We start from the raw sequence: 22851 nt of genomic DNA on the forward strand, positions 1-22851 counted from the left end.
GGGCTTTACGGGCCACAGCCACGACATCGTCACGGAACTCTTTCGGATAGGGCTTGGGCATGAGATACATCCTTCCAGCGAGGACGAATCCTCACAGATCAGATGTCAACCAAACCCGGGGCAGACCCGAACGTCACTTACAGGGCTTCATGGAACGGCCAGTGGTTGCCGGTGACCCCGTTCGTCGTCCCGCTTCTGCCGGTACCAGGTTGGGCGCTCAGCGCTGACGGCGGCGGCGTACTGGTAACTCCCACCCAGGGAGGCTTCCACTGCACGCTATCAGGGAGGCTGGTCAACCAACGGGACAGTTTTTGGACTGATGGCTGGTCATCGGCGGGACAGCCGATCCCCGAACAATGGAGACCTCGAGACAGCACCACCCGGTTCGCGGTGAACTCAACCGACACAGGAGATAACGCCATCAGGGTCCGACTATCATCAGCGGGACTTCATCTGGCTGGCTTCCAGAAATCTGACAGGAACCATATCCAGAAGAACTTCCCAACATTCCTGGAATTCAACTGGTTCATCCCCATGAACCCTGACAACGCGTCCTAAAGAAAGGAACCGGTCATGGGTGAGCAGCAGCACATCATCATTGAAGCCCTCGTCAATCAACTGAGTCAACTGGATCAAGACTTCCGAAAGCTAGAAGCACTAGAGGTTGAGCAGTCACGACGGGTAGAACAAACCCGCAAAGAACTCAGCGACACCGCGACTCGACTCAACGCCTGCCGGGCCGCCCTCGAAGCCTACGAAGACTCCCTCCAAAACCCAGAAACTGATCAACCATGATCGGCGACCCCCGAGTAGCCGCGGTGGCAGGGAGGAGGAGGGCATGCCGACACTAGATGAATTCCTGATAGCACTGTGCGGGGCTGTGCTGGTCGCCCTCACAGCTGGCCTGAGACGCGCCGCAGCCGGACTGAAAAGGATCGGTGAGGACGCGAAAGCAGCCCGACATCAGGTCGAAAACGATCACACCGAAAACTTCAGGGACGCCCAAGACCGGCAACACGGCGAACTGACCATCAGCCTCAACCGGGTCCTGTCCGAGATGCACGCCCAATCCGCAGGGCTTGCCGAACTCCGGGAAGATGTCCAAGACCTCCGCGAAGACGTACAACAGCAACGCCTAGAAGTACATGACATCCGTCGAGCGGGCCGCGCACATGACCGGCCCGAGAACATCAACCAGAAACCCTGCACACCACCCCCCAGGGGGCGTGCTACTGACAGTCCGGGCTTGTGGAACCCTACTTACTGACCTTGTCCTTAACAGCTTCCACGGCATCTTGAGTTTTGTGCCCGAGGTTCTCTTCAAGCTTCAACGCAACACCAATAGCGAAAAAGGTTGGAGCCCACTGACCAACGAAAATTCCCCACCGGTCAGACTGCGCCTTCGAATCATCCGGTTTAGCCCTGCTCAATAGCCACGAAGCAAACGACACCGCCACCGACCCAAACCCCGCCAAATAAGCGTGCTCAGGGGTCATACCTTTATCCCTCAACCAAGAAATCATTCGACCTCACCTCACTACTAGGCAACTGGGTAGAAGACACTCTAGCCGCGAATCATTATCAATACGACCCCCTGAGGGGTCTTTTTCTTTGTGGGAGGCCTTTATGCCTTTTCTTACCGATTTAGCCGACGTTGCCCGGTCAGCGGGTGTGAATGTTGTTGAGTGTCCCGGCTGGCAACGTCGGGGGTTCAACGGCCAGGGCTTCTCAGAGGTGCGTGGGGTGTTGTGGCATCACACTGCCGGGCCCAGGTCCGGGAACATGCCCTCCCTGAACGTTCTCAGAGACGGCAGGCCAGGGCTGGCTGGGCCTTTGTGTCAACTCGGCCTGGCTAGGGACGGCACCGTGTATGTGATCGCCGCTGGCTGGGGCAACCATGCCGGAACGGGCACAGCCCCAGGCATACCCCGCAACCAAGGCAACGCCTACCTCATCGGGGTGGAGATGGAATCCGCCGGGCTACCCCCGTATGACTGGACAGCAGCCCAACTCGATGCCGCGCCCCGTCTAGGAGCAGCCCTAGAACGGGCCTACCTCTGGTGGCTTCCTGAATCGCAACGTCTACAACTCGGCCACTATGAGTACTCCGATGCCGGGAAGATCGACCCCGCCGGGTGGCCCGGCGGCATGGACGGGCTCCGCACCCAAATCAACAAAGCCCTCACCGGGGCACCTACTGAAAGGACATGGCTCGACATGGCTACTAAAGATGATGTGAAGGCAGCACTCCGTGAGGTCCAGAATGAGAGGTTTGACCGGCAAGGCGGCCCGGGCGGGCAGCTCAGCCAGCAAGACTTCTTCGCCTGGTTCGATGCGACCATGCGCTCGGTGGTCCGGCAGACCGCGACCGCAACCGCCCAAGCGATCCTGTCTACCCCGATCAAACGGGAAGGCAACGACGGCACCATCACCCTAGCCACGTTCCTGGCCTACTCGGACGCTAATAACGCCAGCCTCGGCCAGGTGCAGGCCGGTGCCGTCCAGGAAGCCGTCCAAAAAGCGCTCACTGATGGGACCGTGAAAGTCGATGTCAATGTCACCGGAGGCAAATAATGATGGCTAAATACCGTGCCGAGGGCCCGTCGCAGACCCGCTACCCAGGACGGGCTACCATCCGCACTGCCCTCGCATTGCTGCTACCCCTGGTTGCGGGTGCTCCGCTGATCTACCAAGCCGCTACCGGACACGACCCCGCAGCAGCAGCTGGCGTAGCCGGTCTGATTCTTGGGGTCGCAGCAGGCATCACCCGGGTCATGGCCCTACCCGTAGTCAACGAATTCCTCTCCAAAATCGGACTCGGCGCTGAACCACCCCAAGACTAGGAGCATACGTGCAGACCGTGACACTCAAACTAGCGGCAACCCATATTGACGGCTCGCCCGCTACAGGAAAAGTTAGTCTGTCCTATGACGGCGGCGTTGTCATCACTGATCACAAGGTCGCGGTTTACCCCGTCCGGATTGTCAAGGAAATCACCGCCCAAGAAGTGAACATGAACGATCAGATCGTGAACGTCGGCTACGCGGAATTCACGGTGCCTGCGTCTAACGCGGTCCTGCCAGGGGCTGGAGGCACGTACACTGCCATCGTAGACCTGGAAACAGGAGACAGGTACACAACAACGTTTTTCGCGGACAAGGACGCACCCGACGGTATCATCTGGATCAGCCGTCTGCAGTCCACCGATCCGGACCCAGGCACACAGGTGACCGTTGTGACGTATGAAGAAGTCCGAGAATGGGTAGCTGAGGCGACCCAGGGCATGGTCACCGGGGGCAAAATCACCGGCAACAACCTGGTTTTGACTCGCGCTGACGGGTCCGAGGCCTCCGCAGGGAACGTACGCGGCCCGAAGGGTGACACCGGCCCGGCCGGGTCACAAGTACCCATGCGCGTAGACACCAGCGTGGGTACGCGCGTGTACGCCACCATAGGTGGCAGTGAGCACCTGATCTCCGCAGAAACAGGCGCTCGAAACGTTGCCGGCCTGCTCGCCTCGGCCAGGTGGAGTGCAGAGCGAATCCTGCTCAGTCGCTCAGGAAGCTCGGTGACTTACAGGGGTACTCTCCTCAGCGGCCCAGCAGGAGAGGTCTTCATGACCATCCCCGTCGGATTCCGTCCGCGTGACTGGTCCGAGTTTTTTGCCAGTAACGCTGGAGCCATGCTGGTTCGCGGCTCTGGAGGTGCTGTGGCAGGCACCTGCATACTGAGCGGTGAGGCACGCAGGGCTCTTTTCACCGCTACCTGGATAACCGAGGATCCCTGGCCTACGGCACTGCCCGGCACCGCCGCCTAGCCACCATGCGCGCCGCCTACCGATTTCTGCCGTAGGAAGCCGAGTCATGGTAGACGGATTAACGGCACCAGCGTAGAGTTAAGTTAAAGGTTCCACCCCGCTGACAAGAAGCCCAGGCTTCTACCGAAAGGTTAGGCGGGGTGGTCAATTCTTTAACAGGCGATACCCTCGCAGTCTGATACTTAATCGTTGTTGTCTTGGATGATGGCGGATTCATTATCCTCTCCCAGTACACTTCTGGAGTGAGCGATAAAGCGGTGTCACTAACCCGCCGGAGGATACAAAGCAGGTTCGGCCAGGAGTCCATCAAATGAGCAACGAACGATCAACAGACCAGTTCGTCCGCGACCTAATGCGAGAGATCGGCTTTCCGAGACCATGGGAGCAAAGTTGCTCTGACGCGCCTGCGTATATTTACGCCGCTCTCGAAGGTGCATCAAAGTCCGGCGGCGTAGGCCGAGGCAAGCCTGAGTTCGTCATTGAGTCTGGAGAGTTCATCGTCGTGGTCGAGGATAAGGCACGGTTCGAGGACTCGCTTCTGCTCGACGACGAGGGTCGTGTCGCTCTCGACGAACCCTCGCGGGTCAAGTATGCGCTGAACGGTGCCGTGCACTATGCGAAGACCTTCGCCGACAAGACCAAAAAGAAGGTCTTCGCAGTGGGCGTCGCCGGCACGGAGAGCCACTACGACATGACGGTTGCGTACGTCGCGCCGAGGCTCGAGCCCAAGGTCCTGGACGGGCTGGAGACGCTCACGACGCTCTCTGCGGAGAACATCGACGAGTACTACCGCGTCGCCGTGCTCGGCGAGCTGCCCCGCGAGGAACGCGAGGTGCGCGAGATCCGCAAGGTCGCCGCGAACCTCCATGAGGGGATGCGCAACTACGCCTCGCTGGAGAACGAGAACAAGGCAACGCTGGTCTCTGCCATTCTGCTGGCGCTCAAGTACCGACCCGAATTGCTCAACGACCTCACCGGTGACCAACGCAACGGATACCGGGACGGCGAGAAGGTCTACAACGCCGCGAAGGAGTTCCTAGACAGCCCCGAGGCCGACCTCGGCCCGAAGCAGAAGATCGGGATCATGCTCGATCGTTTCGCCTTCATCAAGCGCCATGTGCTGCTGAACCAGCGAAGCCGCGATCTCGGGAAAACGCCGCTCCGACACTTCACGGAGATCCTCGATCATGAGGTCTTCGAGGTCGTGTCGTCGCCCCCACACTCGGCGTTCGACGTGCTGGGGAACTTCTACGGTGAGTTCGTCAAGTACAGCGGCTCCGACGGTAACTCGCTGGGCATCGTGCTCACACCGCACCACATCACCGACCTCATGACCGAGCTGATCGACGTCAACAGTGACGATGTGGTGCTCGATCCGACCGCAGGCTCGGGAGCGTTCCTCATCGCCGCGATGCGTCGCATGTTCGCGGACGCCACCAAGCGCTACGGAGACAAACCCGCTCGACTCGACGACCGCCTCGACGAGATCAAGAAGTTCCAACTGCACGGCGTCGAACTCCAAGACAAGCTCTTCGCCGTCGGGACGACGAACATGATCCTGCGCGGTGACGGCAAAGCGAATTTCCAGCGCCGGAGCTTCTTCGACACCACACGGGACGACTTCTTCCCGTACAACCCCGAGCGCCCCGGTCGTCTTGAGGGGTTCACGAAGGTGCTCATGAACCCGCCGTACTCGCAGTCAAAAGACAAGACGACCCGGCACCTGTCAGAGCTGTCCTTCATCGAGCGGGCGCTGTCCCAGCTGAAAGCCCGAGGGCGTCTCGCGGCGATCATCCCGCAGTCAGCCATGGTCGGAAAGACCAAGGAAGACAAGGCACTCAAGGCGAAGATCCTCAAGCACCACACGCTCGACGCCGTGCTGACGATGAACCCGGACACCTTCCACGGTGTGGGTACCCATGTCGTAATCGCGCTCTTCACCGCAAGGGTGCCTCATCCCGAGACGAAGAAGACCGCGTTCGTCGACTTCAAAGACGATGGGTACAAGGTCCGTCAGCATGTCGGCCTCGTCGATGACGGGCGCGCCGCCGACCGGCGTAAGCATGTGCTCGAAGTTATCCGGGATGGCGTGCCTGATGACACCTCGTTCGTCGTGCACTCTGAGGTCACGGCGACCGACGAATGGCAGCACAGCTACTTTTACTTCAACGACCAGCCGCCGAGCTACGAAGACTTCTACGCCACGGTGGCCGACTATGTGACCTGGCAGGTCGACATGCACACACACGGCCGAGGCGACCTCATCACACCCGCCCTTGCGGAGGCCGAGCACGAGGAGGGTCTCGACCCATGAGCGCATACGAAGACCTGAGGTTCGCCCCGATGTTCATCACGGACGTGTTCGAGTCAATGAAAGCCTCCACTGCTTGGTACGACAAAACCAAGCTTCGGCAGGGTGAGGGTGTCCTCCCGTTCGTCTCCCGGACGAAAACGAGCAATGGAACAGGCGGATTCACCGCGCGGCAAGATAAATCTCCGGAGGTGGGTAACGCGATCACGATTGGTCTGGACACTCAGACGATCACGTACCAGCCTGTGCCGTTCTACACGAGTCAGAACATCCAGGTGCTTCGTCATCCGAGCCTCGACGAGCACAACGCTCTCATGTTGGCTTCGTGTCTTCGCGAGCAGATGGGTAAGTTCAGCTGGGGCGGTAACGGGGCGACCCTGGGCCGTCTCAAGGCAACCAGGATTATGGTTCCCGTCACGACCGAAAACTCTGGTGGTCAGGTCGTAGATTGGGAGGGCATGACACGGTTCGGTGAAGAACTCCGATCCCACACCGTCACACGCGCACGCAACGCTCGAACGTCTGGTGATCTCGACGCCGATACAGACCTACCGGATCTGAGGTTCGAACCAATGCTCATCACAGACGTGCTGACCCCGCATAAAGGAAAAAGGCTCGTTTCTGCAGCCCGCAAGCTTGGTAATACACCGTTTGTTGGTGGATCAGAGAGCTACAACAGCGTCACCGGGTTCTCGAAAGTTGATCCGTTGTTCCCGGGCGGCTGGCTGACGTTAACTTACAATGGCTCTGTCGGGCACTGCAGACTCCAGCCTGCCCCATTCTTCGCCTCCGACGACGTGATTGCGCTTGAGCCACCAGAAGGTGTTTCTCACGAGGCGCTGCTGCTGTGCGCGTCGATCATCACTCGTGAGTGTGTCGCAAAGTATTCCTACGGGGCGAAGTTGAACCTCGCTCGACTCGTCCGTCAGACAGCGATGTTGCCCGTCACGACCAACGACTCCAGCGAACAGGTCGTCGATTGGGAAGGGATGACCCTGTACGGGCAGATCATTCGCGCACGAGTAGAACGAGCAATGACCCAGGCTTTGGCATGACAACCGTTCAACATTTTCTTCTGGTTTTCGACCATAAGCAGGACCGTCTGATCCACCAGCTAGAGTTCGGTACCGACGCTGTGGCGGCTACCGCTGCTTACGCCGAATTAGAGCGTCAGTACAAGGAAGACCTAAGCATCGACATCGTGCTGATCGGCTCCGATTCAATCGAAACCGTGAAGGTCACTCACTCGAGCTATTTCGAGGGTATGGCAGCAAACCTGATAGATCAGGCACTAAAGGTCCGCTAGACCAAACCTTGCTAACCATCGATATGCGATGACTGTAAGGCCCTTAAGCCAGCACCGCCCTGTCTCATCGTTACTGGTGGGGCGGGGCGGTTTTTCGTTAACGATCCACCCTCACATGCAGCAACACCCACCCCTCGGGCACCTGGCTAACCACCGCCCGGTACGCTTCCTCGTCGTAAGCTTCCCGCTCAACCTCTACCGTCTCCACGGCCCCATCGGGAGAGCGGACAGTCCCAAAAATGTTCATGCACCGAGGATACGCAGGCAGTGGAGAGAACCGCACTCAGCCCCACTCCATCTCACTGCGTTTAACTCATTTTTACGCCAATATCACGCCAGTGCGCCTTCAATGAACCTAAAAAAAGAGCCTCTGACCCGCGTAATCGCAGGTCAGAGGCTCTTTCTCGCTCCCCCGGCTGGACTCGAACCAGCAACCCTTCGATTAACAGTCGAATGCTCTGCCAATTGAGCTACAGGGGAATAACGCAAGTACCACTCTAACAAAGGTTCTCCGGGGGAAGAAAGTCCGGGCCTGCCCCGCTCGCACTCCCCTACTCGGTCCGCAAGGCACGCCGCTGGGTTTCCAGGTTCAGCAGCTCCTGCTGCAGAGCCCGGTACTGCTCCGGCTGGCTCTGCGGGTCCAGACGCAACAGCTCACTCGTGCGGTTCTGGATCTGCAGTTGGATCTGCTTACCGAAGAGCTCCTGGACCAGGGAACGGGCATAAGCAAGCAGGGTCTCCTCGGTCTGAGCCGGTAACTGTGTGAAGGTCAGCTCCGAAATCACCGGCCGCAGCAGCTCGCTGGCTGTTTCGACAACCCGCTGCGCCCAGCTGCGCTGATCGCCCTGCGGCGCCCCCACCTGCAGGATCGTCGCGAGAGCATCCCGGTAGGCCGGAACCTGAAGCTCCACCGCGGCCAGCCGCTCCCATTCCGAGCTGCTCAGGGTTCCGGGCAGCTGCAGGATCACGGAGAGCACCGCAGCCTCTAAACGGCCCTGGGGATCCCGCGGATCCGGCCGCTGGTAAACCTGCTGTGAGGCTTCCCGCAACCCCGCCGCCTCCGACTGCTGCTGGGGCGCAGCAGTATGTGTAGCGTAGGACTGCCGCCGCTGCTGCGGATGGCGCACCTGGTAGTCCACCAAGCGCAAGGCATCGTCCGGGTCCACACCAAGCCAGCCGGAGAGCTGCCGGGCGTACTCCCGGCGAATCGAGGCGTCCCGAATCTCCGCGACGATCGGCGCAGTGGCCCGCAGCGCCGCGATCCGGCCGTCGACGGTATCCAACCGGGAAGCGTACTTGTTGACCTCGGTCCGGATCGCGAACTCGACCAGCGGCCGGCGCGCGCCGATTAGATTCTGCACGGCCTGGTCCCCGCCGGAGATCCGCAGATCACACGGGTCCATGCCGCTGGGCTCGATGGCCACATAAGTCTGCGAGAGGAAACTCTGGTTCAGGTCGAAGGCTTTGAGCGCGGCTTTCTGCCCTGCTTCATCGCCGTCGAAGGTGAAGATCACACTCGAGCTGCCGTCATCGGAGAGCAGTCTGCGGACCACTTTCACATGCTCTTCGCCGAAGGCCGTGCCGCAGGTCGCCACGGCGGTCTCCACCCCCGCGAGGTGACAGGCCATGACATCGGTGTAACCTTCCACCACCACCAACTGCTTCTGCCGGGAGATGGCTTTTTTGGCCAGCTCGATGCCGTAGAGCACCTGGGATTTCTTATACAGCTGGGTCTCCGGAGTATTCAGGTACTTCGGGCCTTGATCCTCTTCGAAGAGGCGCCGAGCTCCGAAGCCGATGGTCTCCCCGCCGATTCCCCGGATCGGCCAGATCAGCCGGCCCCGGAAGCGGTCGTACATCCGGTTCCCGGAGCTGCCGGTGGAGAACATGCCGGTGAGCCTGAGCTCTTCTTCGGTGAACCCCCGGCCGCGCAGATGGCTGAGCAGGCCGTCCCAGCCCTGCGGGGCGAAACCCACGTGGAAGTGCTCCGCCGCGGCCCGGTCGAAGCCGCGCTCGGCGAGGAACCGGCGGCCTTCCCCGGCGGCCGGGCTGAGCAGCTGCTCGCGGAAGAATTCACCGGCGATCTTATGCGCGTCCAGGAGCCGCTGCCGGCGCCCGATGTCTTCGCGCCGCGGCCCGGAGGCACTGCGCCCGTCGGCCTCCTCATAGTGCAGCTCGAAGCCGATCCGGGCGGCGAGGTTCTCCACCGCCTCGGTGAAGCTCAGATGGTCGATCTTCTGCAGGAAGCTGATGACGTCGCCGCCCTCGCCGCAGCCGAAGCAGTGGAACTGACCCACTTGGGGCCGCACGTTGAACGAAGGGCTGCGCTCATCGTGGAAGGGGCACAGCCCTTTCCAGGAGCCGATGCCGGCGCTCTTCAGCGTGACGTAGCCTTCGACGACTTCGCGGATATCGATGCGCGAGCGCAGCTCCTCGATATTTTCGCGTTTGATCAAACCGGCCACCTAAAGAGTCTACTTCGCCGCAGGACTGCTGAGGCAGCCGGCTTAGTCAGCCGACAGTTCAAGCGATGATCAACGGGCCTGGGCCGGTCAACCGGTCGTGCCAGGCCAGGGCGGAGACATCCGTGAGCGAGGCGACCTGATCGATCACGACCCGGAGCCGGGCAGCATCGTCGGCGGCCTCCCGCCAGTCCGCGGCGAACATCGTCTCCAGCTCCGCATCCCCGGTGGCGGAGAGCTCGGCCACCAGATCGGAGAGCACCTCCTGCTGGCGCTGGTAGATGGGCTGCCGATCTTCGTTGGCCATCACGAAGGTCGTGGCCAGGCCCTTCATCATCGCGATCTCCAGCACGGTCTCCTGCGGCACGATCACTTCAGCGGCGTAGCGGGTGAGCGGCTGCGTCCCGTAGATCGCCTGGGTGGCTTCCAGAGCGCTCTGGCAGAACCTGCCGATGAGCTGGCTGGTCATGTCTTTGAGAGCAGCCATCGCGGTCCGGGAACCGTCTGCCGAGCGCACCCAGACAGAGGTTCGCTCCAGCCGCTGGAGCGCCGCCTCGATCTCTTCCGTCTCGGCGTGCGGCAGGTACCACTGACGGGTGTAGCCGATCGCCCGGGTCCGGATCACCGGGTCTGCGAGCATGGAGAGCTGCAAATGCCCGGCGACGATCGCGTCTTCGACATCGTGCACTGAGTAGGAGACGTCATCGGCCAGATCCATCACCTGGGCTTCGATGCAGCTGCGGCCGGCCGGTGCCTGCTCGCGCATCCAGGTGAAGACCGGTTCATCATCGGCGTAGACTCCGAATTTACTGGTCCGCTGCCCGTGCCTTATGGGAGCGTCCTCGGCCGACCAGGGGTACTTGCACGCCGCATCCAGGCTGGCCCGGGTCAGATTCAACCCAGCGGGGAGCCCGCCTGCGGTGAACACCTTGGGTTCCAGCCGGGTCAGCAGGCGCAGAGTCTGCGCGTTGCCTTCGAAGCCGCCGATGGCCGAAGCCGCTTTATTGAGAGCTGACTCTCCGTTGTGCCCGAAAGGCGGGTGCCCCAGGTCATGGGAGAGGCAGGCGGCATCGACGACATCCGGATCGCAGCCGAGCAGACGGCCGAGTTCCCGGCCCACCTGCGCCACTTCGAGGGAATGCGTGAGCCGGGTGCGCACGAAGTCGTCGGTGCCCGGCGCCACCACCTGGGTTTTCGCGCCCAGCCGACGCAAGGCGGAAGAATGCAGCACTCTGGCCCGGTCCCGTTCGAAGGCATTGCGGTAGCTCTTCTTAGCCGGCTCGGGCACCCAACGCTCGGCATCGGCAGCGGAATACCCGGGAATCTGCCGCCCCTCCCCGGGGACGGCAGTCGCCTCAGCCACCGGAGACATCCAGTTCCGCCGCAGCGATCAGCTCACGCTGCGATTCGTCTAGATCGCGATCCCGCAACCAGCCATCCGGCAGCGCGGTGCGCTTAGGGGTTCCGGCTCGGCCGCGGGGGCCCTCTGCATCGACACCGGGGTAGCCGACTTCCAGATCGAGGCTGTCCAGGAGCTCGCGCAGAGCTGCCAGGCTCTGCACTGTGGCCAGCTTGGCCCGCAGCTCTCCGCCGACGGTGTAGCCCTTGAAGTACCAAGCCATATGCTTCCGGATATCCCGCAGCGCCTTGTCTTCTTCACCGAAGGTCTCCACGAGCAGCTCAGCATGGCGGTAGACGGTTTCGGAGACCTGCCGCAGGCCCGGCTGGAATCTGCGGCTATCGCCGTCGAAAGCGGCCATCAGGTCGCCGAAGAGCCAGGGGCGGCCCTGGCAGCCGCGGCCGATCACCACTCCGTCGACGCCGGTCTGCTTCACCATCCGGATGGCGTCCTCCGCACTCCAGATATCGCCGTTGCCCAGCACCGGGACATCCGGCAGGGCTTCGCGCAGCCGGGCGATAGCGTCCCAGTCCGCCTGGCCGGAGTAGAACTGATCCGCCGTCCGGCCGTGCAGCGCCACCGCGGCGACCCCGTGATCCCGGGCGATCCTGCCCGCCTCCAGGTAGGTGAGGTGGTCTTGGTCGATGCCCTTGCGCATTTTGATGGTCAGCGGCAGGCCTTCGCCGTTGCGTCCGCCACGGGCGGCTTCGCGCACCGCGGTGCGCACGATCGAGGTGAACAGTTCGGTCTTCCAGGGCAGCGCCGCACCGCCGCCGCGGCGGGTCACCTTGGCCACGGGGCAGCCGAAGTTCAAGTCGATGTGATCCGCGCGGTCCTCCACGACGAGCATCCTGACCGCCTGGCCCACGGTGAGCGGATCTACCCCGTAGAGCTGGACGGAGCGGACCGATTCGTCAGCGTCGTGCTGGATGATCCGCAGGCTCTCCGGGGTGCGTTCCACAAGGGCCCGCGAGGTCACCATCTCCGCCACGTACAGACCGCCGCCGTATTCGCGGCAGAGCCGACGGAAAGCGGTATTGGTGATTCCGGCCATGGGCGCGAGGACCACCGGCGTGGCCACCGTCAGGGGGCCCAGCTGCAGCGGCGGCAGCTCAAGCTTCTGCGGCGTTCCTGTCGCAGTGTCCTCGACGGACAGATGTTCAGGTGATAGAACAGCTGCCGATGTTTCCAGAAGTCTCATGGATACATTGTCGCAAACATCGATCCAAGACCGCTGTCGGGGAGATCCCTGGAATCTCCGCAGGAACCACCCCGACCATAACGCCGGCCAGAATTAGTGTCGGGCTGAGCGGCGAGAGAACCCCGCGAAGAGCAACCCTCCCAGCAGCAATGCCCCGACCCCGAGGCCCAGGACCCAGAGCAGGCCCGGAGCGGCTCCGGTAACAGCTAGATCTAAATCCTCACGCCCGTTATCGCCCCCCGCCGTGGCCGTCTGCGCGGAGTCCGTAGCGGTAACAGATGGAACCGGGGGTACCACAGTAACCGGGGGTACCACTGTAACCGGATCAGTCGTTGGACCCGTTGTGGGCTCTGTGGTCGGCGGCGTCACCGGAGGTACCACAGTCGATACTTCGATATCAGCGGCCTTGACGTACACGAACCGGTGATTGAGCTGGAGTTGATAGAACTGCTCCTCCCCCCTGATCCAGGTTCGGTCATAGTTCAGTTCACCGTTGAGTGATCCCGCGTTGAAGTAACTGGCCTTGATCGGACCAGTGACCGCGTAGAGCTGACCAGCAGGGATCTTGTACGGAAGCTGCGCAGGAGTAGAGAAGCCATCCCAGTAACCTTCCTGGGTATTGGTGTGCTCCTGCGTGTAAGGGTAATCTGCTTCATCCGGATAAGGAGCATTCCATACCGGCACTGAGTCAAGACCTGCCGCCGCCTCGGCCACTGTTCCAGCTACAGGACGCACTGAGACGGCACCGCCTAGTTTGATCCAGGCTTTCTGGCCCGTGTACCACACGGCCACCCAAGGACCGTCAGGCTGCTGTCTGGTTTCTGCAACCACGAACCGCTGTCCGCTGGAGATCTGTGTACCCCAGTCGCATAGCCGGATTGTTCCCGGTTCACCTGTCGGCTCGAACGAAGCATTGGACTTCAGGACCGGATCTGAGATCAATGGGGCATCCTCTGAAGGCGCGGTCCGAGCCCAGACAACACTCGAGCTCATGGGCTGCTGAATTCCGTCCAACGGCCCCTGCGTATTACGTGCCGAGCACCTGCTGGCATCGAACGCCAGACGATTGGTCTGATAGTCGCTGTTGACCTCGACCAGGCTGCCGGTAACGGGGAGCCCGGAAGCAGCGTCTGTCGGCTGAGCCCCTGCCTCAGTGAGCAGCCGGTTCCAGTCGTAATAGGGGCCTGGATCCCAGTGCTGGTTTTTCTGTCCCCTCGCACTGGTTCCGGGGACATTGTTATGCCCTACAACATAATCCCTGTTCAGCGGTACTCCATACTTCTCTGCTAGATATCCAACTAACTTGGCTGTGGCCCCATACGAAGCATCCGTATAGCTGCTGGGATCCGCAGCATATCCACCTAGTTCAATGGTGATCGAGTTCTGATTCACCCACATATTGCCGTTAGTCCAGGGCATATCTTTGTTCTGGATCATCTGCGTAACCTCACCGGTCTCGCTGATGACATAGTTGGCTGAGGAGAATCCCGGCTGCCGGAACAAGTTGATACCGCTCTGCGCAGGACCCTCAATATCGTGGATTACGATATAACGAATATCCTCGGCCGTGCGATCAGCCTGGTAATACCTGCCATAAGTGTTGGAGAACTCACCATAAAAAGCAGGGGTAAAGGTGCAGGACAGTTCTGCTGGACACTCGGGAGTCGGATTTTCTGCCTGCGCATCCGAGCCATTGTCCTGCGAAATTGATCGCTTCATTCGCTCGGCACCGGGCATCGCTGCGGCAGGCTCAGCAGGCAGTATGAGCTTTTCTCCACCGGGCAGAATCTTGCTGGTTCCAGAGGCAAGAACTTCGTATACTTCATCCGCAAAGTTGCGAGAAGACAGCGCACCACCAGCATAACTCACCAACACCGGATACCAGGAGTTGATATCAGTGGCACTCACGGGAACAGCTTGAAGCTCTGCAGTCCGTTCTAGCAGAGCCGCAGCAGCATCAATATTGGCTATCGGGTCAGATTTCAGAGTTTCCGTCGGGACTCCGGTCAGCTCAGAACCCTGCTGCAGGGTTCCCTTTCCAGGCTGCCCGGGGAATTCCTGGAGATCCTCGCCTCGACCATCGGTCAATGACATAGGCCCATAGGCCACGCCTGGCAGCGCAATTCCAGGTGCAGCCTGCCACTCAGACTGCGCGTAGGACAGGGCCATTAACAGACTCACCGGGACGCCGTGTTCCGTGGCTGCCTGTTCGAACGCCCCGGACAGCTCCGCACCGCTTATTGATACCGTAGAATTGCTAGGCGATGCTAGGGGCTCAACGTCATTAGCCCATGCCGTCGCGGTTGAGGCCAGTACTGCGATCGCCGCTACGGAAGCTACCACTGACGCCCAGAAGCCGCTCCGACGGTTCCCCCGGCTTTGTCGGGTAGAACATTTCAGATGCATAATTCTAATTCCCCTAGGCTAAGATGCTGTCACTGGTACCAGAATTCAGGTAGTAAAGCCCCTGAATCCTGGTAATCTTTCATCGTACTGTACGATCAGTTTTTAGGGAACGCTCCCTTCCTCCGAAAAAGTCTCGAGCTCTACTCACATAGCCGTTTCAAGCAAGAACCTCCTGACCACCATCGCGACGTCCGGTCGCCTTGACCACCAGCACCGCGACCAGCGTGGTTACCGGGATCGCGAGCACCAGCCCGATCGAGCCGACCAAGGTCCGCGCGGCCTCTTCCGCGAGTTCAGCACTCGTCAGCGCATCGCCTAGCGGGAGGCGGTAAAGCATCACCAGCATCAGAACGGGCAAGGAGGCCCCGGCGGAGGCGAAAGCGATCGTGTAGACCGTAGAGGCGATATGGTCGCGACCGATCCGCATCGCGGAGCCGAAGAGCTCCTTGGCCGAGGTCTCCGGGGCCAGCTCATAGAGTTCCCAGACCGCTGAGGACTGCGTGATGGTGACATCATTAAGCACCCCGAGGCCGGCGATGATCAGACCACAGGTGATGATGCCGGAGAGCGAGATCTGCCCGGACATGCTCTGCAGCTGATAGGCGTTGTGATCGCCCGCCCCGGTCAGGTGCAGCGCCTCGGTCGCCCAGAGAGTGAGCCCGGCGGTCATCGCGAGACCGGCCAGGGTTCCGATGAGTGCCGTCGAGGTCCGCGCGGAGACCCCGTGGGCGAAGTAGAGCACACCGTACATGATCACAACCGCGCCGACGAGCCCCAGCAGCAGCCCTGGTTTCCCTTCTGCCAGGCCGGGCAGGATGAAGAAGGCGAGTACCGCGTAGGCTGCGGCCAGGCCGATCAGTGCGCGCAGGCCTCGCCAGCGCGCCACCAGGACGACGACCAGCGCGTAGACCGCGGCCAGCAATGCCATGGGTGCGCCCCGGACGAAATCCATGAAGACGTAATTGGCACCCTGCCCGCCCGCCGTGACGTTCGCGAGGTTCACATAGCGCACCGTGTCCCCCGGCTGGACGCCGGGGTGCCGGGTGATATCCGGCGGGATCAGCAACGGCACCTGAGCTCCGCCGGCATCCGGCTGGGTCATCGCGATAAGGCACTGAGGAGCATCCGGAGAGGCTTCCGGCTGGCCTTCCGCGGAAACGGCAGTCCCCTGGCAGGACCCTTCTTCGACACTGCGCACCTCACCGGTGTCGATGCTGACCCCGAGGGCTGTGGCGTAGGGGCTTCCCGTTGGGATCTCGGCGTGCTGGCCGGTGGGCCAGAGCAGTGCCATGAAGATCAGGGACAGGATGCCCAGGGGCACCAGCAGCAATCCCAGAAACCACCCTGCCCGCTTCCGGATAGTGCGGCGACGATTCGCCTCCCGGCGACTCTCCAGCCCCGATTCTGCTCGACTTCCCGCCGAGAAATGCGCGTGTCCATGACCCATACTGTGCAACCTCCTCGCCCAGCCTAAGTGAGAATCACTCGCAAAGACATAGGGGGCGCGGCATTACCTGATGACCACCCCTACCTGGTACGATCCATCGCTCTTATCCCGGCTTACCCGGCGACAGTGACCGTCACGGGGCCTATGACAGAGGCGGAACCGGACTCCAGCAGCGGCGCCAGCACACTGCTCAGCGCCGGCATCGAATCATTCACCTCCAGCAGCACCGGGTGCTGCGCGGCGATCAGCGACAGCAGATCGCGCACCGCGGCGCGGGCCTGCTCCGCCGGCAGATGCGGAGCATGACCTAAGAAGACTTCCGCCGCAGGGTCTTCGCTGCCGTCCGCACGCGGACCATAGCTCACCGCGAAGGCAGCAATCGGCCCGGAAGCGCCCGTACCCGGCTCTCTGAGCACCATCGCTCCGTGGGCTCCTGAAGCATCGTCCAGAAACAGCCGCTGAATCAGACCCAGACTCAGCTCCCCCACCGGGTTCCAGGAGTGGATCGACCGGTAGTACTCCCCGACTGTTTCGGTGAGCGCCACCGAGCCGGTGGCGAGATCCTGAATGGACTCCTGCTCCTCCTCGGAGAACCCGGGCAGCGGCAGACTCCCTGCGGCCACCTGCACCAACCGGGAGCTCTGCACCGGTGACATCCCCGCGGCGAGCGCGAAAGCTTCACCGCTGCTGCCCTGATCTACCTTGGTCTGCAGCTCGGTGACCCCGGAGGGCGCCTCCTGCGCCTCATGGCGCAGCATGCCCAGAAGCATCGAGCCGATGCCGTGCCGCCGGTGATCCTTCGCCACTTCCACGAAGGCCCAGAGCCGCTGCGGATGCAGTACCGACTCGTAAACCACCGCCGCAGCGACCGGAATGCCCTGATCCGTGCCGACTATTCCCCGACGCCATGCCTGGGCAGTTCCGACCTCGGGGTCGACAGAAGGCCCGAAAGCAGCCCGGAACTGCTCATGCGCGGGGCCTTCCGGGTCTCCCCAGAGCTGCAAGAGCTCAAGATCGTCGCCCTCGTGCCAGGGCCGGAACTCTAAAGACGCATCAGTCTCGCTCATCAGGCACCGGCCAAACGCGCAGCCAGGTAGCCCTGTACTTTATCCAGAGCCACGCGCTCCTGGGCCATGGTGTCCCGCTCCCGGATAGTCACCGCCTGATCCTCCAGGGTGTCGAAATCGACCGTGATGCAGAAAGGGGTGCCGATCTCGTCCTGCCTGCGGTAGCGCCGGCCGATAGCCCCGGCATCATCGACATCGATGTTCCAATGCCGGCGCAGCTCCGCCCCGAGTGCACGCGCTTTAGGGGAGAGCTCTTCGTTCCGGGAGAGCGGCAGCACCGCCGCTTTGATCGGGGACAGCCGGGGGTCCAGCCGGAGCACCGTGCGCTTGTCCATCCCGCCTTTGGTATTCTGCGCCTCGCCCTCGGTGTAGGCGTCGATGAGAAAGGCCATCATGGATCGGGTCAGGCCGAAGGAAGGCTCGATGACATAGGGGACGTAGCGCTCGCCGCTGGCCTGGTCGAGGTAGCTCAGATCAGTGCCGGAGGCCTTGGCGTGGCTGGACAGATCGAAGTCCGTGCGGTTGGCGACGCCCATCAGCTCGCCCCATTCGGAGCCAGTGAACCCGAAGCGGTACTCGATATCGATAGTGCCCGCAGAATAGTGTGCCCGGTCTTCGGCGGGGACGTCGAATTTACGCATGTTGTCCGGCTTGATGCCGAGATCCACGAACCAGTTCCAGCAGGCATCTGCCCAATGCTCGAACCACTGCTGCGCATCCGCGGGAGGCACAAAGAATTCGATCTCCATCTGCTCGAACTCCCGGGTGCGGAAGATGAAGTTGCCCGGGGTGATCTCATTGCGGAAGGACTTGCCCATCTGGCCGATGCCGAAGGGCGGCTTCTTCCGCGACGTGGTGAGCACATTGGCGAAGTTCACGAAGATGCCCTGAGCGGTCTCCGGGCGCAGATAGTGCAGCCCTTCTTCGTTGTCGACGGGGCCCAGGTAAGTCTTCATGAGCCCGGAGAACAGCTGCGGCTCGGTCCAGGAACCGGGCTGACCGGTCTCCGGATCTTTGATGTCGGCCAGGCCGTTCTCCGGCGGCCGGCCGTGTTTGGCGGTATACGCTTCGATCAGGTGATCGGCACGATAGCGCTTATGCGTGTGCAGTGACTCGACGAGCGGATCCGTGAAGGTCTCCACATGCCCAGAAGCCTGCCAGGTCTTGGTAGGCAGGATCACCGAGGAATCCAACCCGACCATGTCTTCCCGGCCGCGGACGAAATTCTGCCACCACTGCTGTTTGATGTTCTCTTTGAGCTCCACACCGAGTGGCCCGTAGTCCCAGGCGGAGCGGGAACCGCCGTAGATCTCACCGGCCTGGAAGACGAAGCCGCGGCGTTTGGCGAGGGAGACGATGGGGTCGAGGACGGACTTGGCTTTAGCCATGCGGGTCAACTCCTGAGCGCTAAGCGGACCGCTGGATGCGGACCGCGGGACGGGGTGCTGTGCATACCTCACGCAGTGTCAGAGGGGCACTGTGTCCAGAGTACTGGGCGAGTTCGCCGCGGAGACAATCGAACACCGGGGCATAGCACTGGGGGCGAACCGGCATACGCCCCGGTTCGCCCCCGGTGTTCCTTCTTAGTTCCTTCTTATTCGCTTATCCCAGTGTGTCGTTGAGCAGCTTGCCCAAACGCTCACCGGACAGACGCATCTGGTCCTCGGCGACCGGCAGGAACTCATTCGTGTATTCGTTACCGATCGTCGATTTCGCCGGGTAGACCCCGGGGCTCACGGCGATCCGGCAGCTGGCTTCCACCCATGCTTTCGGGTCGGCAGCACCGAGGCTAGGGGCCGGTTTGGCGGAGAACTCCTGAAGGTACTGCGCATCGCTCTTCCCGCCCGCGGTCAGCATCCGGCTGTCCCAGACAGAATGCAGGTTGGTCCGCTGCCCCAAGTAGGTGACTTGGGCGCTGTTGCCACCGCGGTCCTTGGCATATCCGGCGTGCATCGGCTGGGCTGCGTCCTGGACGAAGTGCACCACGAATTTGAGCGCCTGGTTACGAGCGTCTTTGCTCTGGCTGGTGTCTCCGAGGGTCGCGGACTGCTCGCGGACGGCTTCAATGACATTGGAGCCACCGTTGCCGTTGACCGCGGGCTCGTAGGTGCAGTCATTTTCGGCGATGTTGACGTAATGCCAAGAGGCGGATCGTTTCGCCAGATCGGATCCACTGGAGCGCATCTCATCCGCCCAGGTCGAGACCCCGCTGAGCGTGGGGTCTTTCTCCCCTGCGAGCAGCCAGTCGACCTGCTGTTTGGCGGCCGGGGTGAGCCGGAGTTCGGCAAGATCAGCACTGACGTTGTGCCCTTGCCTGCCCCAGGCGCTAGCCGACGGCGCACCGGCAAGAGCCACCAGGAGGAAAACGGCAGCCGACACTAAAAACCCTCGCAAAAAAATTTTCATAGCATTCAGCATCTGGGACTGCGGCAGAGCTGTCTACACACAGCAAATGAACATTCGCTGTGAATGCTTTACTCAGCCTCGTACTCTTCTCGGCCAGGGCAGCGTGGCCAGAACCATGGCTCCGAGGGTGAGGAACGTGCCGAACCAGGTGGCGGGAGCGATAACGGTTCCAGCCGCCGGGAAAATCAGGTCGAGGGCCAGTGAGCCCAGTAGCTGGCCGGCGATCAGGCCCAGCCCGGTGAGTAGCACACCGAGTCCGCGGACGAGCCAGGCGCCGAGGCCGATGAAAACGCAGCCCAGAGCACCGCCGGTGTAGTACCACCATTCCCCCGGCAGTGCTTCAGCGGGCCCGGCGGTCAGATACTTGATCGACCAGATGACCACCAGCGCCAGAGTCCCGGAGCCGAAGTTCAGCACTGTGGCCGCGAGCGGCGTGCCGTAGTGAACGGTCTGAATGCCGTTCATAGCCTGCTGGAAACTCATCAGAAAGCCGGCGGCCAGGGGCAGCAGTACCGGCAGTGCCCAGTGCCCCAGATCATCGGTTCGACCGAACCGCGGCGAGACCGCCCAGATGACCGCGATGATGGTCAGCGTCACAGAGATGATCCGCATTCCGGTGATCGGCTTCCTGCCCGCGGGGGACAGCCCGATCCGATCCACGAGCAGAGCGCTGAGGCTCTGGCCCGTGACGACTGCCACAGTGAAGAGCGCGATGCCGATGACCGTGACCGTCAAGCCCTGGGAGAGCACGAAGAACGCGCCGATCATGCCCGCGCCGATATACCAGCGCGGAAAGGCGTGTCGTCGTAGCGCCGAGGGAATAGCACGGAGGCCACGCCTGCCGGACGGCAGCAGGGTAGATGCCAGGAGGATCACGAGCAGCCCGGACCCGAAGCTGATCAGAGCCGCGGCCAGGCCGTCATCGATTCTGCTGGCCAGTGCGCCATTGATCCGGCCCTGGCCGGCGATGGCGAATCCGGCGAGAACGGCCAGCGGAATCCCCCAGAGCACAGGCATCCGCGAGGCTGGCTGAACTTGCTGGGACTGCATCACATCCATACTCCTCACGCTCCGCACCCGTCGAGGTGTCAGTACTGAGTTTCCTCAAGCAACCGTAAGGCATGATGGAGGAATGGCAATGGATCAGAAACCGATTGATATCCCGGTTCGTCAGGGGACGATCCGGCTCGGGCAGTTCCTCAAGCTCGCCAACCTCGTGGAACACGGAGCTCAGGCGAAAGAGCTGATCGATGCCGGAGAAGTTCAGGTCGATGGCATCGTGGAGACCCGGCGGGGCGCCCAACTGGCCCCGGGTTCAGTGGTCCTGGTACCGATGAGTGGATTGCCGCCCGCACGGGTGAGCATGGAGCAGTCCCCAGAAGACTGAGCGGCTGCTGCGCTGGTTATGCTGACAGCACCGTGGCTCGCAGGAATTCCGAAACATGCTTCACCTCGGCGGCACAGATGCCATGCCACATATCCGCGTACAGAACCTTCGTCAATACGGTATGCCCGTTGAGCCATTCATTGCTGAATTCGACGGCCGGCTGCGGGATCACGGGGTCGGCTTGATCGCGCCCCCAGAAGAACGGCATTTTCTGCGCAGCAAGCTCCGCATCGTGGAAGAAATCCCGGAAAAGCTCCTGCTCGCCTTTCGTGTCCAGCACGAATCCGGAGAGGCCCACCACCGCGGAGAAGTCATCCGGGCGATGCCGGGCCAGCGAGCTCGCCACCGTCATCCCCTGGGAGAACCCCAGAAGGGTAACGCTGCTGTAGGACTGCTGTACGGTATCCAGCCAGGCGGAGAGATCCGCGGTAGCCGCCTGCACCTCCGCAGGCTCGAAACCCAGGTTCATACCACCGGAACCATCCTGGGTGACCGCCAGCGGAAACCAGGCGAACCCGGGCCCGGCCCGGTGCGATGCGCGGACTGACGCCACAGCGAACTCCGGGGGCAGCTCTCCGGCCAAGTCCATCAGGTCATTCTCATCAGCGCCATAGCCGTGCAGCAGCACCAGAAGTGGTGGGGCGGCTGTCGTCCCTGCGGATCTGGGGCTCGACCAGGATGCTTGCATAACCGTCATGGTCTTTATCCTGTCAGACTCAGCTCATGTGTCGAAGCCAGCTGAGTATGACAGTTTGTTTTAGTCCCGGTGGAACAGTTATTCCTGGCTCCGCCTTGGGGGGTGGGTTTATACAGTATTTAATTTACGGCCTGACTCGCTGCGCGTGGTGCGTGGCTGGGAAGGCACCGTGATGACCGCTTCGCTGAGGTTTCTGCGACAGCCGGAGTGGTCCATCTCGCGAAGAAGCAGGACCTGGTCGTGACCGAGCCGGATGGGTTGTTGAAGCTGTTCATCAAGAACGTGCTCGAGACCCCTCTGGACCAGGAGCTCACGGAGCATCTCGGGCGTGAGATAGAAACGTGCCGATCCGGATCGTAGATGCGGGACTGTGCGCAACGGGAATGCACCCAACGAGACCAGGCCGAAAACGGTGCTAACCAAAACGGCCGGGCACGTCACGAACTGTCCGATCAACGCCGCGATCGGTGCAATCCTCACCAGGCAGAAGAACGTTCTCGGACTCTGGCCAGTTCTGGCGGTAAAGGGCGACGTTCTGGATGAGCATCCTGACCGACACCAAGAACCAGGACGTGCGGGATACGTCCTTCCTAGGCTGTGACTACATTAAAAGATTACCCGAAGTCATAGGTAACATTATGGCCGCTCACCACCGTGCAGACCTCATCACCCGTATGATCCGCAACACGGTTCCAGATGGCATCAAGAAGGACTAGAGCGCGCTCGACCGCGACGTACGACGGAGGCCCTACCGAGCGTCGCCCGGGGCCACTTCCCCACCGAACAGGCCGCACTGAAATACCTACTATCTATCTTGTCACCAAATCACTCGATCATTCGATCCGACAGGTCTGAATCGCCCCGGTGTGTCCGGAGGGTTTCTCAAACGGTCAGCTCAACGGGTTGTTGGGCTGTGGTTTTAGCGTAGTACGCTGCTTCGAGTTC

Annotated in this window: 21 protein-coding genes and 1 tRNA gene; 8 read left to right on the forward strand and 14 right to left on the reverse strand. The window is 61.7% G+C overall.

Annotated features, from left to right (window positions below; genetic code table 11):
* The first annotated feature begins 573 nt into the window (after positions 1 to 573).
* Positions 574 to 795 (forward strand): hypothetical protein, encoded by a 222-nt coding sequence (locus C501_RS0101520; protein WP_018133871.1) that lies wholly within the window; start codon positions 574 to 576, stop codon positions 793 to 795.
* A 52-nt stretch (positions 796 to 847) separates the two neighbouring features.
* On the opposite strand, the gene C501_RS0101525 is transcribed toward C501_RS0101520, so the two are convergent.
* Both C501_RS0101525 and C501_RS0101530 read right to left on the reverse strand, forming a co-directional pair.
* The gene (locus C501_RS0101525) at positions 848 to 1126 is read right to left on the reverse strand and encodes a hypothetical protein (RefSeq protein ID WP_156807569.1); all 279 of its coding nucleotides are present in this window, start codon (positions 1124 to 1126) and stop codon (positions 848 to 850) included.
* Between the two features lie 130 nt (positions 1127 to 1256).
* Entirely contained in the window at positions 1257 to 1496 is a 240-nt protein-coding gene (locus C501_RS0101530) for a hypothetical protein (protein ID WP_245532371.1), read from the reverse strand.
* A 130-nt stretch (positions 1497 to 1626) separates the two neighbouring features.
* Here C501_RS0101530 and C501_RS13480 point away from each other — a divergent pair, with 130 nt between their 5' ends.
* From C501_RS13480 to C501_RS0101560, 6 genes are all read left to right on the forward strand, one after another.
* Entirely contained in the window at positions 1627 to 2574 is a 948-nt protein-coding gene (locus C501_RS13480; protein WP_281098840.1) for a peptidoglycan recognition protein family protein, read from the forward strand.
* Positions 2574 to 2843: a hypothetical protein gene (locus C501_RS12115; protein ID WP_018133875.1), complete on the forward strand. Its 270-nt coding sequence runs from the start codon at positions 2574 to 2576 to the stop codon at positions 2841 to 2843. Before C501_RS13480 ends, C501_RS12115 begins: the two co-directional genes overlap by 1 nt.
* 8 nt (positions 2844 to 2851) lie before the next feature.
* The gene (locus tag C501_RS0101545) at positions 2852 to 3817 is read left to right on the forward strand and encodes a hypothetical protein (RefSeq protein WP_018133876.1); all 966 of its coding nucleotides are present in this window, start codon (positions 2852 to 2854) and stop codon (positions 3815 to 3817) included.
* A 310-nt stretch (positions 3818 to 4127) separates the two neighbouring features.
* Positions 4128 to 6131 carry an HsdM family class I SAM-dependent methyltransferase gene (locus tag C501_RS0101550; RefSeq protein WP_018133877.1) on the forward strand — a complete coding sequence of 668 codons (2004 nt, stop codon included), beginning with the start codon at positions 4128 to 4130 and terminating at the stop codon, positions 6129 to 6131.
* Entirely contained in the window at positions 6128 to 7183 is a 1056-nt protein-coding gene (locus C501_RS0101555) for a restriction endonuclease subunit S (RefSeq protein ID WP_018133878.1), read from the forward strand. The genes C501_RS0101550 and C501_RS0101555 overlap by 4 nt, the downstream gene beginning before the upstream one ends.
* Positions 7180 to 7434, forward strand: coding sequence for a hypothetical protein (locus C501_RS0101560; protein WP_018133879.1), 255 nt, complete (start codon positions 7180 to 7182; stop codon positions 7432 to 7434). The genes C501_RS0101555 and C501_RS0101560 overlap by 4 nt, the downstream gene beginning before the upstream one ends.
* Before the next feature lie 97 nt (positions 7435 to 7531).
* On the opposite strand, the gene C501_RS14155 is transcribed toward C501_RS0101560, so the two are convergent.
* From C501_RS14155 to C501_RS0101615, 11 genes are all read right to left on the reverse strand, one after another.
* Complete coding sequence (locus C501_RS14155; RefSeq protein ID WP_018133880.1) at positions 7532 to 7681, reverse strand: hypothetical protein; 150 nt, start codon at positions 7679 to 7681, stop codon at positions 7532 to 7534.
* A 160-nt stretch (positions 7682 to 7841) separates the two neighbouring features.
* Positions 7842 to 7914: transfer RNA gene (locus C501_RS0101570), tRNA-Asn, on the reverse strand.
* A 71-nt stretch (positions 7915 to 7985) separates the two neighbouring features.
* On the reverse strand, positions 7986 to 9899 hold the full coding sequence (dnaG, locus tag C501_RS0101575; protein ID WP_018133881.1) for a DNA primase: 1914 nt from the start codon (positions 9897 to 9899) through the stop codon (positions 7986 to 7988).
* A 58-nt stretch (positions 9900 to 9957) separates the two neighbouring features.
* Positions 9958 to 11268 (reverse strand): deoxyguanosinetriphosphate triphosphohydrolase, encoded by a 1311-nt coding sequence (locus C501_RS0101580; RefSeq protein WP_018133882.1) that lies wholly within the window; start codon positions 11266 to 11268, stop codon positions 9958 to 9960.
* Entirely contained in the window at positions 11252 to 12496 is a 1245-nt protein-coding gene (dusB, locus tag C501_RS0101585) for a tRNA dihydrouridine synthase DusB (RefSeq protein ID WP_018133883.1), read from the reverse strand. Before dusB ends, C501_RS0101580 begins: the two co-directional genes overlap by 17 nt.
* A 93-nt stretch (positions 12497 to 12589) precedes the next feature.
* Positions 12590 to 14839, reverse strand: coding sequence for an N-acetylmuramoyl-L-alanine amidase (locus C501_RS0101590; RefSeq protein ID WP_169332106.1), 2250 nt, complete (start codon positions 14837 to 14839; stop codon positions 12590 to 12592).
* A gap of 220 nt (positions 14840 to 15059) precedes the next feature.
* Complete coding sequence (locus C501_RS0101595; RefSeq protein WP_083906500.1) at positions 15060 to 16349, reverse strand: YibE/F family protein; 1290 nt, start codon at positions 16347 to 16349, stop codon at positions 15060 to 15062.
* A gap of 113 nt (positions 16350 to 16462) precedes the next feature.
* On the reverse strand, positions 16463 to 17416 hold the full coding sequence (locus C501_RS0101600; protein ID WP_018133886.1) for a GNAT family N-acetyltransferase: 954 nt from the start codon (positions 17414 to 17416) through the stop codon (positions 16463 to 16465).
* A complete protein-coding gene (locus tag C501_RS0101605) occupies positions 17416 to 18804 on the reverse strand; it encodes a glycine--tRNA ligase (protein WP_018133887.1) in 1389 nt (462 codons plus the stop codon). Before C501_RS0101605 ends, C501_RS0101600 begins: the two co-directional genes overlap by 1 nt.
* Before the next feature lie 214 nt (positions 18805 to 19018).
* Positions 19019 to 19795, reverse strand: coding sequence for a S1/P1 nuclease (locus C501_RS0101610; protein ID WP_018133888.1), 777 nt, complete (start codon positions 19793 to 19795; stop codon positions 19019 to 19021).
* A gap of 99 nt (positions 19796 to 19894) precedes the next feature.
* Positions 19895 to 20881: a DMT family transporter gene (locus tag C501_RS0101615; RefSeq protein WP_018133889.1), complete on the reverse strand. Its 987-nt coding sequence runs from the start codon at positions 20879 to 20881 to the stop codon at positions 19895 to 19897.
* A gap of 79 nt (positions 20882 to 20960) precedes the next feature.
* On the opposite strand from C501_RS0101615, the gene C501_RS0101620 reads away from it, so the two are divergent.
* Positions 20961 to 21209, forward strand: a complete 249-nt coding sequence (locus tag C501_RS0101620; RefSeq protein ID WP_018133890.1) for an RNA-binding S4 domain-containing protein — start codon at positions 20961 to 20963, stop codon at positions 21207 to 21209.
* Positions 21210 to 21225: 16 nt separating this feature from the next.
* Here C501_RS0101620 and C501_RS0101625 read toward each other — a convergent pair whose 3' ends face one another.
* The gene (locus tag C501_RS0101625) at positions 21226 to 21897 is read right to left on the reverse strand and encodes an alpha/beta hydrolase (RefSeq protein WP_051064436.1); all 672 of its coding nucleotides are present in this window, start codon (positions 21895 to 21897) and stop codon (positions 21226 to 21228) included.
* Between the last annotated feature and the right edge of the window lie 954 nt (positions 21898 to 22851).

It is taken from the genome of Acaricomes phytoseiuli DSM 14247, assembly GCF_000376245.1.
Taxonomy (GTDB): domain Bacteria; phylum Actinomycetota; class Actinomycetes; order Actinomycetales; family Micrococcaceae; genus Renibacterium; species Renibacterium phytoseiuli.